This is a genomic window from Methylobacterium sp. EM32, assembly GCF_040593685.1.
In the GTDB taxonomy this organism is placed as follows: Bacteria; Pseudomonadota; Alphaproteobacteria; order Rhizobiales; family Beijerinckiaceae; genus Methylobacterium.
In genome coordinates this window covers 14,026-31,769 of the sequence record NZ_JBEXZS010000009.1, presented here as the reverse complement: position 1 = coordinate 31,769, position 17,744 = coordinate 14,026, and the positions used below count along the sequence as shown (strand labels likewise).

Genomic DNA, 17,744 nt, shown 5'->3' with positions numbered 1-17,744 from the left:
GTCACGGACGGTCTCCTCGGTTGGGTGTTCAGACGACCCCAATCTGGCACAATCGATGCCGTCGGGGGCCGTCCACCCCAACATCCCGGGGCCGCGATAGCGGAACCCGGGATCCATAACCGCTGACGCTTCAGAATAAGTCGGGACGCCTTTCCGCTCGGTTCGGCGCCGTCAGCGGTTATGGATCCCGGGTTCTCGGCTGCGCCGAGCCCCGGGATGACGCGGAGGGTATGATGTCGTCGGAAGCCCATTGGGGATGGGCTCCGACCATCACGCCGCCCCCGGCAGCAGCGCCGCCGCCACCGCCTCCGGGCCGGAGAACAGGTGGGCCGGCCCCGCCGCCGCCAGCGCCTCCGCCCGGGTGTAGCCCCAGGTCACCGCTCCGAAGGCGAGGCCGGCGCGCGTCGCGGCGGCATGGTCGCGCAATTCGTCGCCGAGGCACAGGATCCGGTCCGGGGCGACGCCGCTCGCCCGCGCCACGGCCCGGAACCGCCGCGCCTTGCCGAACAGGGCCGTGCCGCAGGCATAGGTGTCGATCAGGCCGGCGCTGCCCGGCCCGAGCACCTGGCGCACCACGTCCTCGCGGTTCGAACTGACAAGCGCCAGGGTGAGGCCGCCGGCCCGCAGGCGGGCGAGCAGGGCGGGGATGCCCGGAAAGGGCGCGAGGTCGCCAGCGTCGCGGGCGGCGAGGCCGCGCATGTGGCGGGCGATCAGCGGCAGCTTCCAGAGCGGCACGCCGAGGTGCCGCATCACCGCCCGCGCTTCCAGCGCCCGCAGGGACTCGGCCTCGTGCGCGGCCGGCCGGCGGAAGCCGTAGCGGTCGGCGACGCCGGGGAGCACCCGGGAGAACCACGGGAAGGTGTCGGCGAGGGTGCCGTCGAAATCGACGATGACGAGCCGGTAGGGCGGACCGCACCGGTCCGCAGAGGGATCAGATCGATCGGCCGCAGGATCATCCCGACCCGCGATCCGGTCCGTTACCAGCACACGCGGGGCAGCCGGCGCTTCCAGCGCTGGCCGATGCGCAGGTCCTCGTCGCCGGTGCGGCGCTTCACCCGCGGGCGGATCTCGCCGGCCCGGGGCTCGCCGTCGTCGGCGGCGTGCGGCGCGGCCTCGGTCTGCGGCAGCTCGACCCTGGCGAGTTCGATCCGGTCCTGGGACCGGGGCGGGGCCGGCACGGTGATCGGCGCGGGGGTCTGGATCGGGGCCTCGTCGGGCCAATCCTCGGGCCACACGAAGGCCGGGCGCGGGCCGGCGGTGCGGCGGGCGGCGGGCGGCGCGGCGGCGCGGTAGCGGCGGACCCGGGGCAGCTTGGGCTCGGGCTCGGGCGCGACCTCCGGTTCGGGCTCGGGCGCCGGCGGGGCGATCAGGCTCGGCAGGACGCGCTTCGCGGGTGCGGCCTCCTTGGCGGGGGCAGCGTCCCTGGCGGGCGCGGCGTCCTTCTCGGACGGCTTGTCGGCAGGAGACTTGCTGAAGATCGGCAGGTCCGGCGGGTCGAAGCGGCCGGACTTGGTGGCGGCTGCGGCCTCCTCCAGGAGGCCGGTCCCGGCCCAGAGGTTGCGGCCGGGGGAGGTGGGCCGGGGCTCGGGCTCGGCGGGCGCGCTCGCCGACGGCTTCGACGGGCTCGCCGGGGACTTGAACAGGGCCTCGGCCGGATGGGGCAGGGCCGGTGCCGGCTTGTTCATCCCTGCCGGGGACTTGTTGATCCCCGCCGCGTGCTTGTTCATCCCTGCCGGGGGCTTGCCCACCGCCGGCGTGAGGACGGGGCGCTCGCTCTGGGGCCGCTCGCCGTCGGGCAGGGGGGAGGTGCGGCTGCGCTTGATCTCGACCGTGAATGACGGTTTCGCGCGGTGGCGCGTCATTGAATGTCCTGAAGCGATCTGTTCGGAATCAGTCGCCCGGCGCCATGCGCGCGGGCACGATCCTCACTTAGGATGGGTGACAGGGATTGTCCATGGCAAGAATTGATAAAGTCTCAACGGAGGTCACAGTGACGGCACCGCGATGGTCAGGAACCGGCGTTGTTCTGCCGCGCGCGAGCTTTGACACAATCGTGTCCCAGTCGTCGCCCGAATCGCGACACCGGCGGGAGGGCCGCGCGTGAAGGTCTTCGCCCGCAACGTCTTCGTGCTCACCGGGGCCGGGATCTCGGCCGAGAGCGGGCTCGGCACCTTCCGGGATCCGGGCGGGCTGTGGCGACGGTTCGATCCGATGCGGCTCGCCACGCCCGAGGCCTTCGCGGCGGAGCCCGAGGAGGTCCACGCCTTCTACAACCTGCGCCGGCAGGGCGTGCGGGAGGCGGCACCCAACGCCGCCCACGCGGCGCTCGCGCGCCTGGAGGCGGGCCTCGCCGCCCGCGGCGGCCGGCTCTTCCTGTGCACCCAGAACGTCGACGACCTGCACGAGCGCGCCGGCTCCCGCAAGGTCACCCACATGCACGGCGAATTGATGCGGGCGCGCTGCACCGCCTGCGGCGCGGGCCGCCCCTGGGCGGAGGATCTCTGCGTCGACACCGCCTGCCCGTCTTGCGGGCGGCGGGGCGGGATGCGCCCGGGCGTGGTCTGGTTCGGCGAGATGCCGCTCCACCTCGACGCCATCGCGCAGGCCCTCGACGAGTCCGACCTGTTCGTCGCCATCGGCACCTCCGGGGCGGTCTATCCGGCGGCGGGCTTCGTGGCGCGGGCGCGGGAAGCCGGGATCCCGACCCGCGAGATCAATCTCGCCCCCTCCGACACGGCCGGCCTGTTCGCGCACGCCACCTACGGCCCGGCCACGCAGGCGGTGCCGGCCTTCGTGGACGATCTCCTGCGGCAGGTCGGCGGCGGGAGCGGCGGCGAGGTCAACGGATCGACACCTTGACGTCGAGCTGGGTGGCGGAGCCGTCGGGCTGAATGAGCAGCACCCGGAAGGCGTCGAGGCCCTCGTAGCCCTCGGCGGCCTCGAAGATCATCTTCAGGCCCTCGACCTTGCGGGGGTTGCAGGCGGCGAGCGGCGACGAGGGGGCGTAGCGCGGGAACGAGGCGTCCGCCGTGAAGCGCACGCTGCCGTGCTTCGGCGCCTCGACGAGGCGGGCCACCACCGGCCCCTGGACCGAACAATCCGGAAAAAGGCTGGTGAAGAACCCGATGGTGCGGGCCTCGTTCATCGGCACGACCCGGAAATAGGGCGTCGCCGGCAGCGCCGGGAAGCCGCCCGGGGCCGGTGCGGCGGGTGATGCCTCCGGCGGGGTCGGCGCAGGAACCGGCGCAGGGGCCGCTTGGACCGGGGCGGGCGCCGGCTGGGCCGGCGCGCCGGCGCAGGGCAGGGCGGCGAGGCAGGCGAGCGCCCCTGCCCAGGCGGCGCCACCCCCGGTCCAGGCGACGAGACGATGCCGGTGCTTCTGTGATGGCGTCACGGACGCTCCTTACGTTCCGCCGGTTCCGGGGTTCCGCTCAGGGCGCGTAGGCGCTGGCGGCGGCCGGCAGGCCGGTGGGCGCCGGCGTACGGGCAGCCAGCGGCCGCAGGCTCGGGCGCAGCCACGGCCCCTCGATGGCGAACCGTCCGCCCGTCCGCCCGTCGGGCCCGGGCTCGATCCGCGCCTCGGCGCCCAGGCGCCGCTCGGCGAGGAAGATCCGGCCGCCGAGGCTCGCGGCCAGCGCCGTGCCGCGCAGCTGCCCCTGGCCGATCTCGGCGACGCCGTCGCTCACCGTCAGGCCGATCCGGGCGCGCTCGAAATGGGTGCGGCCGCCCCGGCGCAGGGCGGTGGCGGCGGTCTCGGGACGCTGGGCGAGGTCGGCGAGGTTCAGCCCCAAGATCTCCCCGCCCTCGACCGTGACGGCGGCCCGGCCGGCGAGGCGCCCGACGAGGTCGGCGAGGCTCGATCCGGCGCCGTCGAGGGCGACCGATCCTTGCGCCCGGCCGAGGATCCAGCGCGGCCAGCCGAGATCGGCGAAGAGGCCGCCGAGGTCGATCCGGTCGGCGCTGCCCTGGAGGCGGGCGTCGAGGCCGGCGGGCAGGGCGGCGAGCGCCGCCCGCCCCTTGACGGTGCCGCCCTGCAATGTGGCCCGCCCGAGCGTCGCCTCCACGGTGCCGTCGCGCACCAGCAGGCCGGCGGCGACGTCCTGCGCCTCGACCGGGCCGAGGCGGGCGGAGGCCGCCGAGAGGCGCAGGTCGAGGTCGCCGTAGGTGAAATCGTCGAGGGCGAGCGGCGCCCGGCTCCAGGCGCCGCCGGATCCCGCCTCGGACAGGACGACCGCCCCGGGCACCAGGCCCGATAGGTCGAGCCGCTCGGCCGCGAGCGTGCCGGTGACGGAGAGCCGCCCGCGCACCAGGGCGGCGGCGCCGGCGCCCTCGAGCTGGCTGTCGCCGACCCGCACCCGGATCTCGGGCCATTCCACCCCGCCGGGACGGGCGAGGAAGCGCCCGTCGAGGCTCACCGGGCCGGCGAGCGAAGCGGGGCCGGGCGCGATCCCGAGCCAGGCCAGGGTGCCGGGCAGGGCGGCGGTGGAGAAGCGGCCCTGGCCGGACAGGCGCGGGCCCCCGGCCGCGGCCTCCTTGGCGGAGATGTCCGTCGCGGCGTCCTTCGGGGCCTCCCGAGAGGCCCAGACCAGGCTGCCCTCGATCTCGGCGCGGCCCTCGATCCGGGCGTCGCTGCCCGCGGCGCGGGTGCCCGCCCCGTTCCAGGTCAGGGCGGCGACGAAAGGGGTCTCGGCCCCGGCCGCGAGCTCGCGCGGGCGCAGGCCCGACAGGGCGAGGGAGGCCGGCACGCCGCGCCATGTGAAGGCGGCGGACAGGTCGAGCCCGGCGCTCGGGCGCGGCCAGTTCGCCACCAGGTTGAGGCCGGTCACCGTCTCGGGGGCGCCGGTGCGGGGATCGCGTAAGGAGAGCGTCGCGTCGACGAGGACGAGGCGGCGCAGGTGCCGGCCGCGGCCCGCGGCGACCCGCGCGGCGAGCCGCGCCGCCGGCTCGGCCCAGTCGCCGCCGCCTTCCGGCAGGGTGATCCGGGCCCGGTCGAGGACGAGGCCGGTGATCTCGGCCCGGCCGGCGAGGAGCCCGGCGAGGCCGAGCTGCATCTGCAGGCCCTCGCTCGCGACGAGGTCGTGGCCGCCGCGGCTGAGCCGTACCCCGGCGAAGGTCAGGCGCGGGGCCGGCAGCAGCGTCAGGGTGGCGGGGCCGGCGACCGAGAGGCCGAGGCCGTAGCGCCGCGCCAGGTCCCGCTCCGCGAAGGCGGCCGCCCGCGGCGCCGCGATCGTCCAGGGCAGGGAAGCGGCCGTGACCGCGAGCGCCGTGACGGCGGCGCCGCTCAGGGCCAGGGTGGTTCGGCGCGACATCGCTCTCCGGCTGCCGGCGTGGACGAGAACTCGTGCGCCCCCCCGGGCGCCGCCCAGGCCGGCCTCGTTGGGCCCGCCGGCGGCATACGCCTTCCCCGATCCCCTATAATCCCTCGCGCGGGGCTTGTCTCCCCGGCAGGATTTTCCCGCCGGCCGGGATTCCGGCTACGGAATTCCTGTCCATGGGCCCCTCCCGCAGCGGGACATTTTCCTCGCGCCGCCCGGTGGTGCGGCGCCGCAACGATGCTAAACAGGGCGGCGAGGCGCCGCATCCGTGCGGGACAACGAGGGCGCTCGCGCGCTCCGGCGGCACCAGAATTTGGGGAAACGAGGGATGAAGAAGGTATACCCCGACGCCACCGCCGCCCTGGCGGGCGTCCTGCGGGACGGCATGACGATCATGGCCGGCGGCTTCGGCCTGTGCGGCATTCCGGACGTCCTCATCGACGCGGTGCGCGAGAGCGGCGCCAAGGACCTCACGGTCATCTCGAACAATGCCGGCATCGACGGCGTCGGCCTCGGCGTGCTGCTCGAGACCCGGCAGATCAAGAAGATGATCTCGTCCTATGTCGGCGAGAACAAGACCTTCGCCAAGCAGTACCTCGCCGGCGAGCTCGAGATCGAGTTCAACCCGCAGGGCACGCTGGCCGAGCGCATCCGCGCCGGCGGCGCCGGCGTCCCGGCCTTCTTCACCAAGACCGGCGTCGGCACCCTGATCGCCGAGGGCAAGGAGACCCGGGAGTTCGACGGCGAGACCTACGTGATGGAGCGCGGCCTGTTCGCCGACGTCTCGCTGGTCCATGCCTGGAAGGGCGACACCGAGGGCAACCTCGTCTACCGGAAGACCGCCCGGAACTTCAACCCGATGATGGCCTCCGCCTCGCGCATGACCATCGCGCAGGTCGAGCACCTGGTGCGCCCCGGCGAGATCGACCCCGACCACATCATCACGCCCGGCGTGTTCGTGAAGCGGATGATCCACGTGCCGAACGCGCAGAAGCGTATCGAGCAGCGCACCACCCGCAAGCGCAGCGACGCCGCCCCCAACGCCGAACCCGCGCCCGCCCCGACGGGCGGCGGCGCCATCTAACGAGCGAGAGAGGAGACCCCCATGGCCTGGACGCGCGACCAGATGGCGGCCCGCGCCGCCCGCGAGCTCGAGGACGGCTTCTACGTCAATCTCGGCATCGGCATCCCCACGCTGGTGTCGAACTACATCCCCGACGGCATGTCGGTGCAGCTTCAGTCCGAGAACGGGATGCTCGGCATGGGCCCGTTCCCGTACGAGGGCGAGGAGGATCCCGACCTCATCAACGCCGGCAAGCAGACCATCACCGAACTGCCGACCACGAGCTACTTCTCGTCGGCCGATTCGTTCGGGATGATCCGCGGCGGCCATATCGACTTGTCGATCCTCGGCGCGATGCAGGTGGCCCAGAACGGCGATCTCGCCAACTGGATGATCCCCGGCAAGATGGTGAAGGGGATGGGCGGCGCGATGGACCTCGTCGCCGGCGTCAAGAAGGTCGTCGTGGTGATGGAGCACGTCGCCAAGGCCAAGGACGGCTCGGAATCCCCGAAGCTGCTCGAGGCCTGCGACCTGCCGCTCACCGGCACCCACGTGGTCGACATGGTGATCACCGATCTCGGCGTCTTCACCATCGACAAGAAGGGTGACGGCGGCATGAGCCTGGTCGAACTCGCCGACGGCGTCACCGAGGACGAGGTGCGGGCGAAGACGCAAGGCCAGTACCGGGTGGCGCTGAAGAACACCTGAGGATGGTGTGTCTTGGGACTGAAGTCTCAAGGTAAGGCACGCTTCCCCTCTCCCGTGTGGGAGAGGGGTTAGGGGTGAGGGTGCTACGGTCCTGAGTTATGCTCTGGCCGATCCGCTACCAGCACGACCGTCAGAGCATTGCACTGAAGCGTGTCACCCTCACCTCTACCCCTCTCCCAAACGGGAGAGGGGATCCCGCGCCATATTCTTGGATTTTATTTCATTAATATCAGTGCTGGCCCGGATACGCCGCGTCCAGCACGAACGGGTACGGCCCGTCGAAGCTCTCCACATACACCATGTGGCTCACGATCCCGCTCTCCGGCGTGTAGCGGTGGAGCAGGTAGGCCGGCGGCTCGAAGACGAGCGCACCCTCGTGCTCCGGCGTGAGATCGAAGGCGACCTGATGGGTCACGCTCGGGGCGATCTGGGCGATCGTGCCGGCGTAGCGGGTCAGGATCGGCCGGTGATGGTGGCCGCACAGGATCCGCTCGACCGAGGTCTGAGCCCCGATCAGCCGCCGGAACTGGGCCTCGCCGTCGAGGAGCCGGATCTCGTCCATGTGGACGAGCCCGCATTCGAAGGGCGGGTGGTGCATGAAGACCAGGGTCGGACGGCCGTCGCCGCCGGCGAGCGCCTGCTCCAGGAAGCCGAGGCGCTCCGCGCACAGGGCGCCGTGGCTCGCGCCCGCCACCAGCGTGTCGAGGGCGATCAGGCGGACGGGGTGATCCTCGATCGTGTACTGGACGAAGCCATCCGTCACGCCGGGCATCCAGGCCGCCGGCAGCGTCTCGCGCATCGTCTCGCGCCGGTCGTGGTTACCGGGCACCACGTAGACCGGCATCGGCAGGCGGGCGAGGAGGCCGCGCAAAAGCTCGTATTCCTTGGGCAGGCCGCAATCGGTGAGGTCGCCGGAGATCAGTACCAGATCGGGGCGGGGATCGAGGGCGAGGAGGTGGGCCACCGCGCGGGCGACCATCGCGTTGGTCTCGGAGACCCGGTAGGCCGGCAGCCCGCGGGGGCGCACGTGCAGGTCGGTGATCTGGGCGATGAGCATGGGAGTGTCCGGTCGAGAAGGGCAGAACGCCCTTTCCCGGGCGCATGCAGCGCCAGCGGAATGCGACCCGGGATCCAGCACGAGACTTCGCGAGGCGACCGCTTGCTTGCAACGGTGCAAACAATGAGCCGCTTCGCGGCGAGTCCTTGTGCTGGATCCCGGATCTCCTTCCGCTTCGCTTCAGTCGTCCGGGAAAGGGGTGCGTTTCACTTCGAAATGTGCGTCACTCCGCGCCCGGCAGGCGCAGGGCGGTGTCCTCGACGTAGGGGCGCATCAGGGCGTCGGCGGCCTTCTGGGCGGCGACGAGCGCCTCCTTCGGCTGGCGCTTGCCCGCGAGCACCGCCTGCAATTCGTCCTCGATCGCCTTGCGCACCGGCACGGTGCGGTAGGTGGCGAACCAGGGCTTGGCGTTGGCGAGCTGGTCGACGGCTATCTTCGCGTCGGGGTTCTTGTCCAGGAACGCCTTCATCTCGGGCAGGTCGTAGGCCGCCTTGTTGGGGGCGAAGTAGCCCGTGGCGCGGCTCCACCAGCCCGACTTCTCGGGCGAGGTCAGCCACTGGATCAGGGTCCAGCCGGCGGCGCGCTTCTCCGCCGAGAGGCCGGCCGGCTGCACCAGCGAGGCGCCGCCGATCGGCACCGCCTGGCGCACGTTCATCGGCACGAAGGCGACCCGGAACGGGAACTTGGCGGTGTCGCGGATGAAGGTGAGCGAGCCCGTCGAGATGACCATCATCGAGGCCTGGCCGGCCAGGAACGCGCCGGTCACCGCCGGGCCCTTCTGCTCGCCGGCCGGGTGCACCTTGGCCTTGTGGACCAGGTCCGACCAGAAGGTGAGGGCGCCCAGCATGGTCGGGGTGTCGTAATAGACCTCGCCGCCATATTCCTCGTTGTAGTAGCGCCCGCCGTTCGACATCGTCAGGGCTTCGAGGATCCAGCCGCCGTAATCGTAGTTCGAGGGCATCATCAGGCCCCAGCGGGTGGTGCGGTCGCCCTCGCGCTTGGTCAGCTTGCGGGCGGCGTCGGTGAGTTCCGCCCAGGTGCGCGGCGGCTTGTCCGGGTCGAGGCCGGCTTCCTTGAAGTGGTCGGCGTTGATGTAGAGCAGCGGCGTCGAGTTGTGGAACGGCACGCCGTAGACCTTGCGGTCGATCACGGCGTTGGGAAGCAGCGCCGGGAAGAACTGGCCGGTGAAGGCGTCCTGGCTCTTGCCGTCCTTCTGGATCAGGTCGTCCATCGGCACGATCTCGCGCTCGATGGCGAGGTCGGTGAGGAAGTTCGCCGACATGATCACGGCGGCCGGCGGCTTGCCGGCCTTGATCGACGCGCGGGTCTTCAAGAGCGTGTCGTCGTAGGAGCCGGTGAAGACCGGCGTCGCCTTGATGTCCGGATGGGAGTCGTTGAACTCCTTGATCAGGCCGGACATGTTGCGGGCGAGCGCCCCGTCGACCGGGACGGGGAAGAACAGCTCGATGTCGGTCGCGAATGCGGGCCGCGGCGCGGCGAGGCCGGCCGCCGCCACCAGGGCGAGGGCGGCGCCCTTCCACCAGGAAATCATCTTCAATTGTCCTCTACTTGATGCCGGAGGCGAGGAAGCTGTTCACGAACCGGCGCTGGAAGATCAGGAAGGCGGCGAGGAGCGGCAGGCTGACCAGGAAGGTGCCGGCCGCGATCAGCCCCCAAGCCTGCATGCCCTCGGCGCTGAGCGTGAAGCTCGCGAGGCCCAGGGTGAGGGGGCGTTTGTCGGGGGAGTTGATGACCATCAGCGGCCACAGGAACTCGTTCCAGTGGCTGGTGACCGAGACGATCGAGAAGGCGACGAGGGCCGGCTTGGTCAGCGGCAGGTAGATGAGGCGGATGCGCGCCCACCAGCCCGCCCCGTCGATCATTGCGGCGTCCTCGAGCTCCCGCGGCACCTCGCGAAAGCTCTGGCGCATCAGGAAGGTGCCGAAGGCGGTGGCGAAGTAGGGCGCCATCACGCCCGGCAGGGTGTCGTAGAGGCCCAGAGCCGCGACGGTCTTCAGGTTCGGCACCAGCAGCACCACCGGCACCAGCATCAGCTGGACCAGGAACAGGCCGAACATCAACCCGCGGCCCGGGAATTCCAGCCGCGCGAAGACGTAGCCGGCGAGCGAGGCGGTGACGAGCTGCACCACGAGGATGCCGGCGCAGAGGGCGGCCGAGTTGAGGAAGTAGAGCGGGAAGTCGGCCGAAGCCCAGGCCTCGGCGAAGTTGGCGAGCGTCGGGGTCAGGGAAGGCAGGAGCGAGGCGTCGGCGCCCGATCCCGCCGGCCGGAACGCCGCCACCAGCATCCACCAGAACGGCACCGCCCAGACCAGGGCGAGCCCGGCGACGACCCAGCGGGCGATCCGGGGCGTGATCTCGCGGGTCACGGGACCCGATTGCATCGTCGCGCTCATCGGGCCGCCTCCGGACCCTGGCTGCGGCTGAGCGACAGGGCGGTGAGGGCGGCGAGCAGCGCCAGCGTCACCACCGTGGCGGCGGCGGCGCGGCCGGCATCGTAGCGCTCGGCGGCCTGTTCGTAGATGTAGAACAGCAGGAGCTTCGTCGCGTCCGAGGGCCCGCCCTTGGTGAGCACGAAGACGTGGTCGACCTGCGTCACCGCGTTGAGGAGCGCGATCACCCCGACGAAGGCGAAGGTCGGACGGAGCGCCGGCAGCGTCACGTGGCGCAGGCGCTGCCAGGGACCTGCCCCATCGAGGAGCGCGGCCTCGCGGGCCTCGTCGGGGATCGCCTGCAGGCCGGCCAGGATGAACAGCATGTAGTAACCGGCATTCTTCCACACCGTGAGCACCGTGATGGCGGAAAGCGCCAGATCCGGATCGCCGAGCCAGTTGGCGCCGGCGAATCCGAGCCGGGCGAGGTGGTGGTCGATGAGGCCGATGCCGGGCAGGAACAGGAACAGGAAGAGCGCGGCGGCGGCCACCAGCGGGATCATCACCGGCAGGAAGAACACCGCCCGCATCAGGGCCCGCATCCGGCCGGCGCCGTTGAGCGCCAGCGCGAAGGCCAGCGCCAGGACCAGGCTCGGCACCACCGTGCCCACGGCGTAGAGGGCGTTGTTGAGGAGCGCGCGCTGGAAGGTCGGATCGGAGAACAGCGCGGCGAAGTTGTCGAGGCCCACGAAGCGGGTGCCCCGGCGCGTCACTTGGTGGGTCGCGTCCCACAGGACCTCGACCACCGGCCAGTAGGTGAACAGGGCGAGGAAGACGAGGGAGGGGCTGAGCAGCGCGAGCGGCAGCAGCAGGCCGGCAAAGGGCCGGCGCGCCGCTCGCGGCTCGGCCGCGCGAGTCGCCGGAATCGTATCGAGAACGTGGGTCAAGGAATCCGCCGGAGATGTCGAGATCGGCGCGTCATCGTGCGGTTTCGTGACAGGCGGATGAAATCGGCACCGGATTAGGCCGTGTTTCCGATCCTCGCGCGGCGCGGGCCCGGCTCGCGTGAGCGTTTCGGCCGCGTCATGGATAGTCGCGGGGAGTGGAATTTTACTGGTTCAACGACAACCCTCGCTGGCAGGGACCCGGTCCGCCATGCAAGATCTTGCCGGACTGGCCGCGCCCCGTCGCGATGACGTTGCGGAACTGGTCTGCGCACGACGATGGCTCACCGGGCTTGCCGGCGCGGCCCCCGGCGGCGAAGCTCGGCCGATGGGGTCACGGAGCGACTCATGTCGGATCACGCGGACCGCGCCTATTTGGAGGAATTGCTGGCGCCGCTCGGCGGCGTCGCGATCCGCCGGATGTTCGGCGGGATCGGGCTGTTTCGGGGCGGCCTGATGTTCGGGCTCGTTCTGCGCGGCGCGCTCTACCTGAAGGCGGCTCCCGACGAGACCACGTCCTTCGGGGCCGAGGGTGGCGCGCCGTTCTCCTACGCGACCAAGGGCGGCCGGACGACCACGATCGCGAGCTACTGGCGGGCGCCGGACCGGCTCGCCGACGAGCCGGAGGAGTTCGTGGCCTGGGCGCGGCGGGCCTGCGCGGCGGCGCTGGCCGCCGACCGGGCGAAGCCGGCGGGGCGGAGGAGGGTGGAGGCGGAGGTTTGATATTGGCTCAAACGATTTTCGTTCAGGCCGACGAATCTGACATCCACCATGTCATTCCGGGGCCGCGCAGCGGAGCCCGGAATCCAGAACCGCAGGACTTTCAGGATAAAGTGGAAGGCGTTCGGCCTCGTACTGCCATCACCTGCGGTTCTGGATCCCGGGCTCCGCTGCGCGGCCCCGGGATGACCCTGTGAGGTGGAGGCGTGCGCGCAATCGTTACGAAGGACTTTGCCCGCGGTCGAAAACCCCTCAGCGCAAGGTCACCCGCATCGGCATCCCCTCCGCCGGGCGTAAGGTGATGCGCTGCTTGAGCACCGGCAGGTAGCCGGGCCGCAGCGAGAACCGCAGGGACCGCACCAGCACCGCCAGGATCGCCACCGCCTCGGAGAGCGCGAAGCCCATGCCGATGCAGATGCGGGGACCGGCCGCGAAGGGCAGGTAGGCGTAGCGGTCGCGGGCCTTGGCGACCTCGGGGGCGAAGCGGGCGGGGTCGAAGCGCTCCGGCTCGTCCCACAGGGTGGCGTGGCGGTGCACGGCGTAGATCGGGATGGTGATCGGCGTGCCGGCCTTCACCGGCACCCCGTCGAGATCGACGTCGCGGAGCGCCGCCCGCACCACCACCGGCACCGGGGGGTAGAGCCGCATCGCCTCGAGGATCACCTGGCGGGTATAGGGCAGGGCGTCGACGTGGTCGGCGGTCAGCGGACCGCCCGCGGTCGCCGCCTCGACCTCGGCGGCGATCAGCGCCTCGCTCTCCGGGTGGTGGGCGAGCAGGTAGAACGCCCAGGTGAGGGCGAGCGCCGTGGTCTCGTGCCCGGCGGTGACGAAGGTGAGCAGGTTGTCGGCGACGTCGCGGTCGTCCATCGCCTGGCCGGTCTCCGGGTCGCGGGCGGCCAAGAGCAGGCTCATCAGGTCGTTGCGGCCTTCCGTACCGTTGCGGCGGCCCTCGGCGGACAGGCGGAAGAGTTCGTCGCGCAGGTACATCTTGGCCCGATCGGCCTTGGACCGGCCCGGGAACGGCATCCAGGCCGGCGCCCGCAGCAGCGTGAGGGCGAAGACCCAGCTCGTCGATTCGAGGTAGTCGGTGATGCCCTGCTCGACCCGGGCGGCGTCGATCCGGCCATGCCCCGAGAGCATCGTCTCGACGATGATCTCGAAGGTGGTGCGCATCATCGTCTGGGCGATGTCGATCTCGGCGCCGTTGCCGGCACCGGCCGCCAGGGCGTCGCGGGTGCGCTCGGCGGCCCTGATCATCGCCGGCACGAAGCTGCGGATGCGCTCGGCCCGGAAGATCGGCGCCGCCGCCCGGCGCTGCCAGCGCCAGCGCCCCCCGTCGGCGGTCAGGATCGCGTCGCCGAGGGCCGGCGAGAGGGCGCGGCGCAGGACCTCCGACTTCTCGAACGCGTCGGCCTCGTCGACCATCACCCGCCGGATCAGGTTCGGGGCCATCACGAACAGGCTCGACGTGCCGAGGAACTCGGAGGTGTAGTGCGGCTCCCGGTAGATCGTCTCGGGCCAGGCCTCGAGCGGGTTGCGCACCACCGTGCGCAGGAAGCGCCACGGCCCGAGCGGCCGCGCCGGCGGCGTGATCCGGGCGAGGACCGGACGCGGCTCCTCGGGGGCCGGACGGACATGGGTCGAGTGGGCGTTCATGGCTCGCCTGGGTTCGGGTGGTCCCGACGGACACCGGGAGCCCGGGTCTTGTCCACCCCCATCTGGGCGCGAGCGTGACGGGAAACGCCGCCGGCCCGTGCGCGTTGGCACATCCCGGACCGGAATCCCGGCAGACCGGAGCCTTGCGAGATCGGACCTTGCTCCATGCCGGCCGCCTTCGACCGCGCCACCCTCGACCGCCTGGTCGCCCTCGGCCGGAGCCAGGGCGGGCTGGGCCCCGACGACCTGCGCCGCGCCCTGCCGGTCGACCGGATGAGCGCCGAGGACATCGCCCTGGTGCTGATCGAGCTGGAGGAGGCCGGGATCTCGGTCGATCCGGACGAGGCCCTGCTGGGGACCGGCCGCCCGCTGCCGCCCGCCGGCACGGTCCGGCTGCCGGAGCCGGGGGCCGAGGCCCCGCCGCCGCTCGCGCCGGAGACGCCGCCCGCCGCGACCGCGCCGCCCGCCCCGAAGCCCCGCGATGCGGCGCCCCCGGCCGCCCGGGGCGGTGCGCACCGTGCGGTGACCTGGGCGGTGATCTGGGCGGGCCTCGCCGCGCTCGTCCTCGCCCTCCTCGTCCTGGCGCTGTGGGCCGGGCGGAACTGACACCGTGGCCGGCCGGTAGCCGGCGCCTATATCCCTGCGCTCTCGGAGAACCCCCACCCATGACCGGCCCCGCCTACCGCTTCGGCATCGAGGAGGAGTTCTTCCTGGCGGATGCCGCGACCCGCGGCACGCCGCGCGAGGGCGCGCGGGGCTTCCACGCCGCCGCCAAGGCCCTGCTTCCGGCGGCCGAGCGCGAGCTGCTGCAGAGCCAGATCGAGATCGCGACGCCGCCGGCGACGAGTCTCGAGGAGGCCCGGGCCGGCCTCGCCTCCCTGCGCCGGGGGCTCGCCGAGATCGGCCGGGCGCACGGGATCCTGGTCTTCGGCGCCGGCACCCATCCGGGCGCCGCCTGGGACGCGCAGGCCCCGACCGACGGGGCGCGCTACCACGGCATCCTCGACGAGGTGCGGATGGTGGGCCAGCGCAGCTTGGCGAGCGGCATGCACGTCCATGTCGAGGTGGCGCGGCCCGACGGCCGGGTCGACCTGATGAACCGGCTGCTGCCGTTCCTGCCGGTGCTGCTGTCGCTCTCGGTCTCCTCGCCGTTCTGGGAGGGGCGCGACACCGGCCTGTGCGGCTACCGCCTGTGCGCCTTCGGCGAATTGCCGCGCACCGGCTTGCCCGACCTGTTTTCCAGCAATGCCGAGTTCGAGCGCTACGTCGCGGTGATGACGGCGGCCGGGGCGATCGAGGATGCGAGCTTCCTGTGGTGGTACCTGCGGCCCTCGATCCGCTACCCGACGCTGGAATTGCGCATCGCCGATGCCTGCACCCGGGTCGAGGACGCGGTGGCGATCGCCGGCCTCTACCGCTGCCTCGTGCGCGCCGCCGAGCGCCGCCCCGACCTCAATGCCGGCCTCGACGGGGTCGCCCGGGCGGTGATCCGCGAGAACCTGTGGCGGGCCCAGCGCGACGGCGTGCGCGCTGCCCTGATCGATCCGCAGGCCGGCCGCGCGGTGCCCTGCGGCGAGGCCCTGGAGGCCGTGCTGGCGCTCGTCGCCGAGGACGCGGCGGCGTTGGGCTGCGCGCAGGCCCTCGACGACGCCCGCCGCATCGTCCGTGACGGCACCAGCGCCGACCGCCAGCGCGCGGCCTACGCGGCCGGGCGGGGCGAGGACGGCGAGGATGCGGCCGGCATCGCCGCGGTGGTCGACGCCCTGGCGCGGGAGACGGAGGGGCGGGCGTAGGGCAGGGGGCTCATACGCTTTGCGATTGATCGCTCGGCGCTTGCTGCGCAATCGCTTTCGCGATGCGGAAAGCGACTTCGCTCAGACGCCGCGCGGGCTTGTGATACGCTTTCCGGAAGGAATCGTCCGGAAAGCGTATCACTCCCGCCGCGCCCCGATGAAGTCCACGAAGGCCCGCAGGGGCGCCGGCAGGTAGCGCCGGCCCGGATAGTACAGGAACGGCCCGGAGAAGCGCGGCCACCACGGCTCCAGGACGGGCTCGAGCGCCCCGCTATCGAGATGCGGCCGCAGCCAATCCTCGAACAGGCCGACGACGCCGAGACCCGCGACGGCCGCCTCGACCGCGAGGTCGGTGGCGGTGCCGACCCGCACGGTGAGCGGGCCGGTTGGCTCGATCCGCACGGTCTCGCCGTCGCGCTCGAACGCCCACTCCGTCGGCGCGCCGCTGGCGAACCGGCCGCGCAGGCAGGCATGCGCCAGGAGGTCGCGCGGATGCGCGGGCCGCCCGCGCCGGTCGAGATAGGCCGGCGCCGCGGCGGTGGCGTAACGCTGCGTGCGCGGGCCGATCGGCACCGCGATCATGTCCGGCTCCAGGCGCTCCTCGTAGCGGATGCCGGCGTCGCAGCCCGCCGCCAGCACGTCGACGAAGCCGTCCTCGGCGACGACGTCGAGGTGGATGTCCGGATAAGCGGCGAGGAAGGGCGGGACGATCTTCGGCAGCACGAGGCGCGCCGCGCTCACCGGCACGTTGAGGCGCAAGCTGCCGGCCGGTCGGTCGCGAAACCCGTTGACCACGTCGAGGGCCGCCGCGACCTCGCCGAGGGCGGGCTTGAGCCGCTCCAGCAGCCGCGCCCCGGCCTCGGTCGGCGCGACGCTGCGGGTCGTGCGGTGGAGGAGCCGGACCCCGAACCCCGCTTCCAGCCGGCGCACCGCCTCGCTCAAGGTCGAGGCGCCGGTATCGCGGATCCGCGCCGCCTCGCGGAAGCCGCCGGCCTCCGCCACCGCCACGAAGGCGGCGAGATCGCCCAGATCCGCCGCCATCGGTTCTGTCGCCATTGTTCGTGATCTCGCACAGCCTGTTCGAATTGTGCCGTCTTATCGCGTGGTCGCACGGCGTCTAGATCCGGCCCGTCATCGAGCGAGGAGACGAGTCATGAGCGGGATCGAGAAAGCGGGAACCTACGCCCTGGGGGACCGGCGCGTGCGGCGCCTCGGCTACGGCGCGATGCAGCTCGCCGGGCCGGGCGTGTTCGGCCCGCCGAAGGACCGGGACGAGGCGGTGGCGGTCCTGCGCGAGGCGGTGGCGCAGGGCGTCACCCATATCGACACCAGCGACTTCTACGGCCCCCACGTCACCAACGCGATCATCCGCGAGGCCCTGCACCCGTTCCCGGACGACCTCGTGATCGTCACCAAGGTCGGCGCGGTGCGGGGGGCGGACGCGTCGTGGAACCCGGCCTTCTCGGCCGAGGCGCTGACGCAGGCGGTGCACGACAACCTGCGCCATCTCGGCCTCGACGTGCTGGAGGTCGTCAACCTGCGGGCGATGTTCAGCGTGCACGGGCCGGCCGAGGGCTCCCTCGCGGCGCCGCTCGAGGTCCTGGCCGACCTCCGGCGCCGGGGGCTGATCCGCCGGATCGGGCTCAGCAACGTCACCGCGGCCCAGGTCGCCGAGGCGCGCGGCATCACCGACATCGCCTGCGTGCAGAACCACTACAACCTCGTCCACCGCGCCGACGACGCCCTGATCGATGCGCTGGCGGCCGAGGGGATTGCCTACGTGCCGTTCTTCCCCCTCGGCGGCTTCAGCCCGATCCAGTCGCAGGGCCTGTCGGAGGTCGCCGCCTCCCTCGACGCGACGCCGATGCAGGTGGCGCTGGCCTGGCTCCTGCGCCGCTCGCCCAACCTCCTGCTCATTCCCGGCACCTCGTCGCGGGCGCACCTGCGCGAGAACCTGAGCGCCGCGGCGCTGGACCTGCCGGAGGCGGCGACGCGGGCGCTCGACGGGATCGCCGGGGCGTAGGGCGGGCCGCGCGACGCGGATCGCGGCCGGGCCGACGACGGCCTCGATCCGGGCGTTAATCCTGCACCATCATCG

Annotated in this window: 17 protein-coding genes; 7 read left to right on the top strand and 10 right to left on the bottom strand. The window is 72.4% G+C overall.

Annotated features, from left to right (window positions below):
• Nucleotides 1-270: 270 nt before the first annotated feature.
• The gene (locus ABZT49_RS02320) at nt 271-891 is read right to left on the bottom strand and encodes an HAD hydrolase-like protein (protein ID WP_355282499.1); all 621 of its coding nucleotides are present in this window, start codon (nt 889-891) and stop codon (nt 271-273) included.
• 86 nt (nt 892-977) lie between these two features.
• Nucleotides 978-1,862, bottom strand: coding sequence for a hypothetical protein (locus ABZT49_RS02315; RefSeq protein ID WP_355282494.1), 885 nt, complete (start codon nt 1,860-1,862; stop codon nt 978-980).
• 238 nt (nt 1,863-2,100) lie between these two features.
• On the opposite strand from ABZT49_RS02315, the gene ABZT49_RS02310 reads away from it, so the two are divergent.
• Nucleotides 2,101-2,859: an NAD-dependent deacylase gene (locus tag ABZT49_RS02310; RefSeq protein WP_355282491.1), complete on the top strand. Its 759-nt coding sequence runs from the start codon at nt 2,101-2,103 to the stop codon at nt 2,857-2,859.
• Here ABZT49_RS02310 and ABZT49_RS02305 read toward each other — a convergent pair.
• Complete coding sequence (locus tag ABZT49_RS02305) at nt 2,840-3,394, bottom strand: hypothetical protein (RefSeq protein ID WP_355282488.1); 555 nt, start codon at nt 3,392-3,394, stop codon at nt 2,840-2,842. The two genes, ABZT49_RS02310 and ABZT49_RS02305, sit on opposite strands and share 20 nt — an antisense overlap.
• A gap of 37 nt (nt 3,395-3,431) precedes the next feature.
• Complete coding sequence (locus tag ABZT49_RS02300; RefSeq protein WP_355282485.1) at nt 3,432-5,309, bottom strand: AsmA family protein; 1,878 nt, start codon at nt 5,307-5,309, stop codon at nt 3,432-3,434.
• A gap of 334 nt (nt 5,310-5,643) precedes the next feature.
• On the opposite strand from ABZT49_RS02300, the gene ABZT49_RS02295 reads away from it, so the two are divergent.
• Together ABZT49_RS02295 and ABZT49_RS02290 are read left to right on the top strand one after the other, a co-directional pair.
• Entirely contained in the window at nt 5,644-6,399 is a 756-nt protein-coding gene (locus ABZT49_RS02295; protein WP_355282482.1) for a CoA transferase subunit A, read from the top strand.
• Nucleotides 6,400-6,420: 21 nt separating this feature from the next.
• Complete coding sequence (locus ABZT49_RS02290) at nt 6,421-7,086, top strand: 3-oxoacid CoA-transferase subunit B (protein ID WP_093565038.1); 666 nt, start codon at nt 6,421-6,423, stop codon at nt 7,084-7,086.
• Nucleotides 7,087-7,315: 229 nt separating this feature from the next.
• Here the strand turns inward: ABZT49_RS02290 and ABZT49_RS02285 are convergent, their stop codons facing one another.
• From ABZT49_RS02285 to ABZT49_RS02270, 4 genes are all read right to left on the bottom strand, one after another.
• Nucleotides 7,316-8,143: a phosphodiesterase gene (locus ABZT49_RS02285; protein ID WP_355282479.1), complete on the bottom strand. Its 828-nt coding sequence runs from the start codon at nt 8,141-8,143 to the stop codon at nt 7,316-7,318.
• A 223-nt stretch (nt 8,144-8,366) separates the two neighbouring features.
• Entirely contained in the window at nt 8,367-9,695 is a 1,329-nt protein-coding gene (locus ABZT49_RS02280; protein ID WP_355282476.1) for an ABC transporter substrate-binding protein, read from the bottom strand.
• 13 nt (nt 9,696-9,708) lie between these two features.
• Nucleotides 9,709-10,557, bottom strand: a complete 849-nt coding sequence (locus ABZT49_RS02275) for a carbohydrate ABC transporter permease (protein WP_355282473.1) — start codon at nt 10,555-10,557, stop codon at nt 9,709-9,711.
• Nucleotides 10,554-11,480 carry a sugar ABC transporter permease gene (locus ABZT49_RS02270; protein ID WP_355282470.1) on the bottom strand — a complete coding sequence of 309 codons (927 nt, stop codon included), beginning with the start codon at nt 11,478-11,480 and terminating at the stop codon, nt 10,554-10,556. Before ABZT49_RS02270 ends, ABZT49_RS02275 begins: the two co-directional genes overlap by 4 nt.
• 345 nt (nt 11,481-11,825) lie before the next feature.
• Between ABZT49_RS02270 and ABZT49_RS02265 the strand changes: the two genes are divergently transcribed.
• Entirely contained in the window at nt 11,826-12,200 is a 375-nt protein-coding gene (locus ABZT49_RS02265) for a TfoX/Sxy family protein (protein ID WP_355282467.1), read from the top strand.
• 249 nt (nt 12,201-12,449) lie between these two features.
• Here the strand turns inward: ABZT49_RS02265 and ABZT49_RS02260 are convergent, their stop codons facing one another.
• Nucleotides 12,450-13,853 (bottom strand): cytochrome P450, encoded by a 1,404-nt coding sequence (locus tag ABZT49_RS02260; protein WP_355282464.1) that lies wholly within the window; start codon nt 13,851-13,853, stop codon nt 12,450-12,452.
• Nucleotides 13,854-14,018: 165 nt separating this feature from the next.
• Here ABZT49_RS02260 and ABZT49_RS02255 point away from each other — a divergent pair, with 165 nt between their 5' ends.
• Nucleotides 14,019-14,459 (top strand): RNA polymerase sigma factor region1.1 domain-containing protein, encoded by a 441-nt coding sequence (locus ABZT49_RS02255; RefSeq protein ID WP_355282462.1) that lies wholly within the window; start codon nt 14,019-14,021, stop codon nt 14,457-14,459.
• A 59-nt stretch (nt 14,460-14,518) separates the two neighbouring features.
• Nucleotides 14,519-15,646 (top strand): carboxylate-amine ligase, encoded by a 1,128-nt coding sequence (locus tag ABZT49_RS02250; protein ID WP_355282459.1) that lies wholly within the window; start codon nt 14,519-14,521, stop codon nt 15,644-15,646.
• 138 nt (nt 15,647-15,784) lie between these two features.
• Here ABZT49_RS02250 and ABZT49_RS02245 read toward each other — a convergent pair whose 3' ends face one another.
• The gene (locus ABZT49_RS02245; RefSeq protein ID WP_355282496.1) at nt 15,785-16,687 is read right to left on the bottom strand and encodes a LysR family transcriptional regulator; all 903 of its coding nucleotides are present in this window, start codon (nt 16,685-16,687) and stop codon (nt 15,785-15,787) included.
• A 112-nt stretch (nt 16,688-16,799) separates the two neighbouring features.
• On the opposite strand from ABZT49_RS02245, the gene ABZT49_RS02240 reads away from it, so the two are divergent.
• The gene (locus ABZT49_RS02240) at nt 16,800-17,669 is read left to right on the top strand and encodes an aldo/keto reductase family oxidoreductase (protein ID WP_355282456.1); all 870 of its coding nucleotides are present in this window, start codon (nt 16,800-16,802) and stop codon (nt 17,667-17,669) included.
• The last annotated feature ends 75 nt before the right edge of the window (nt 17,670-17,744 follow it).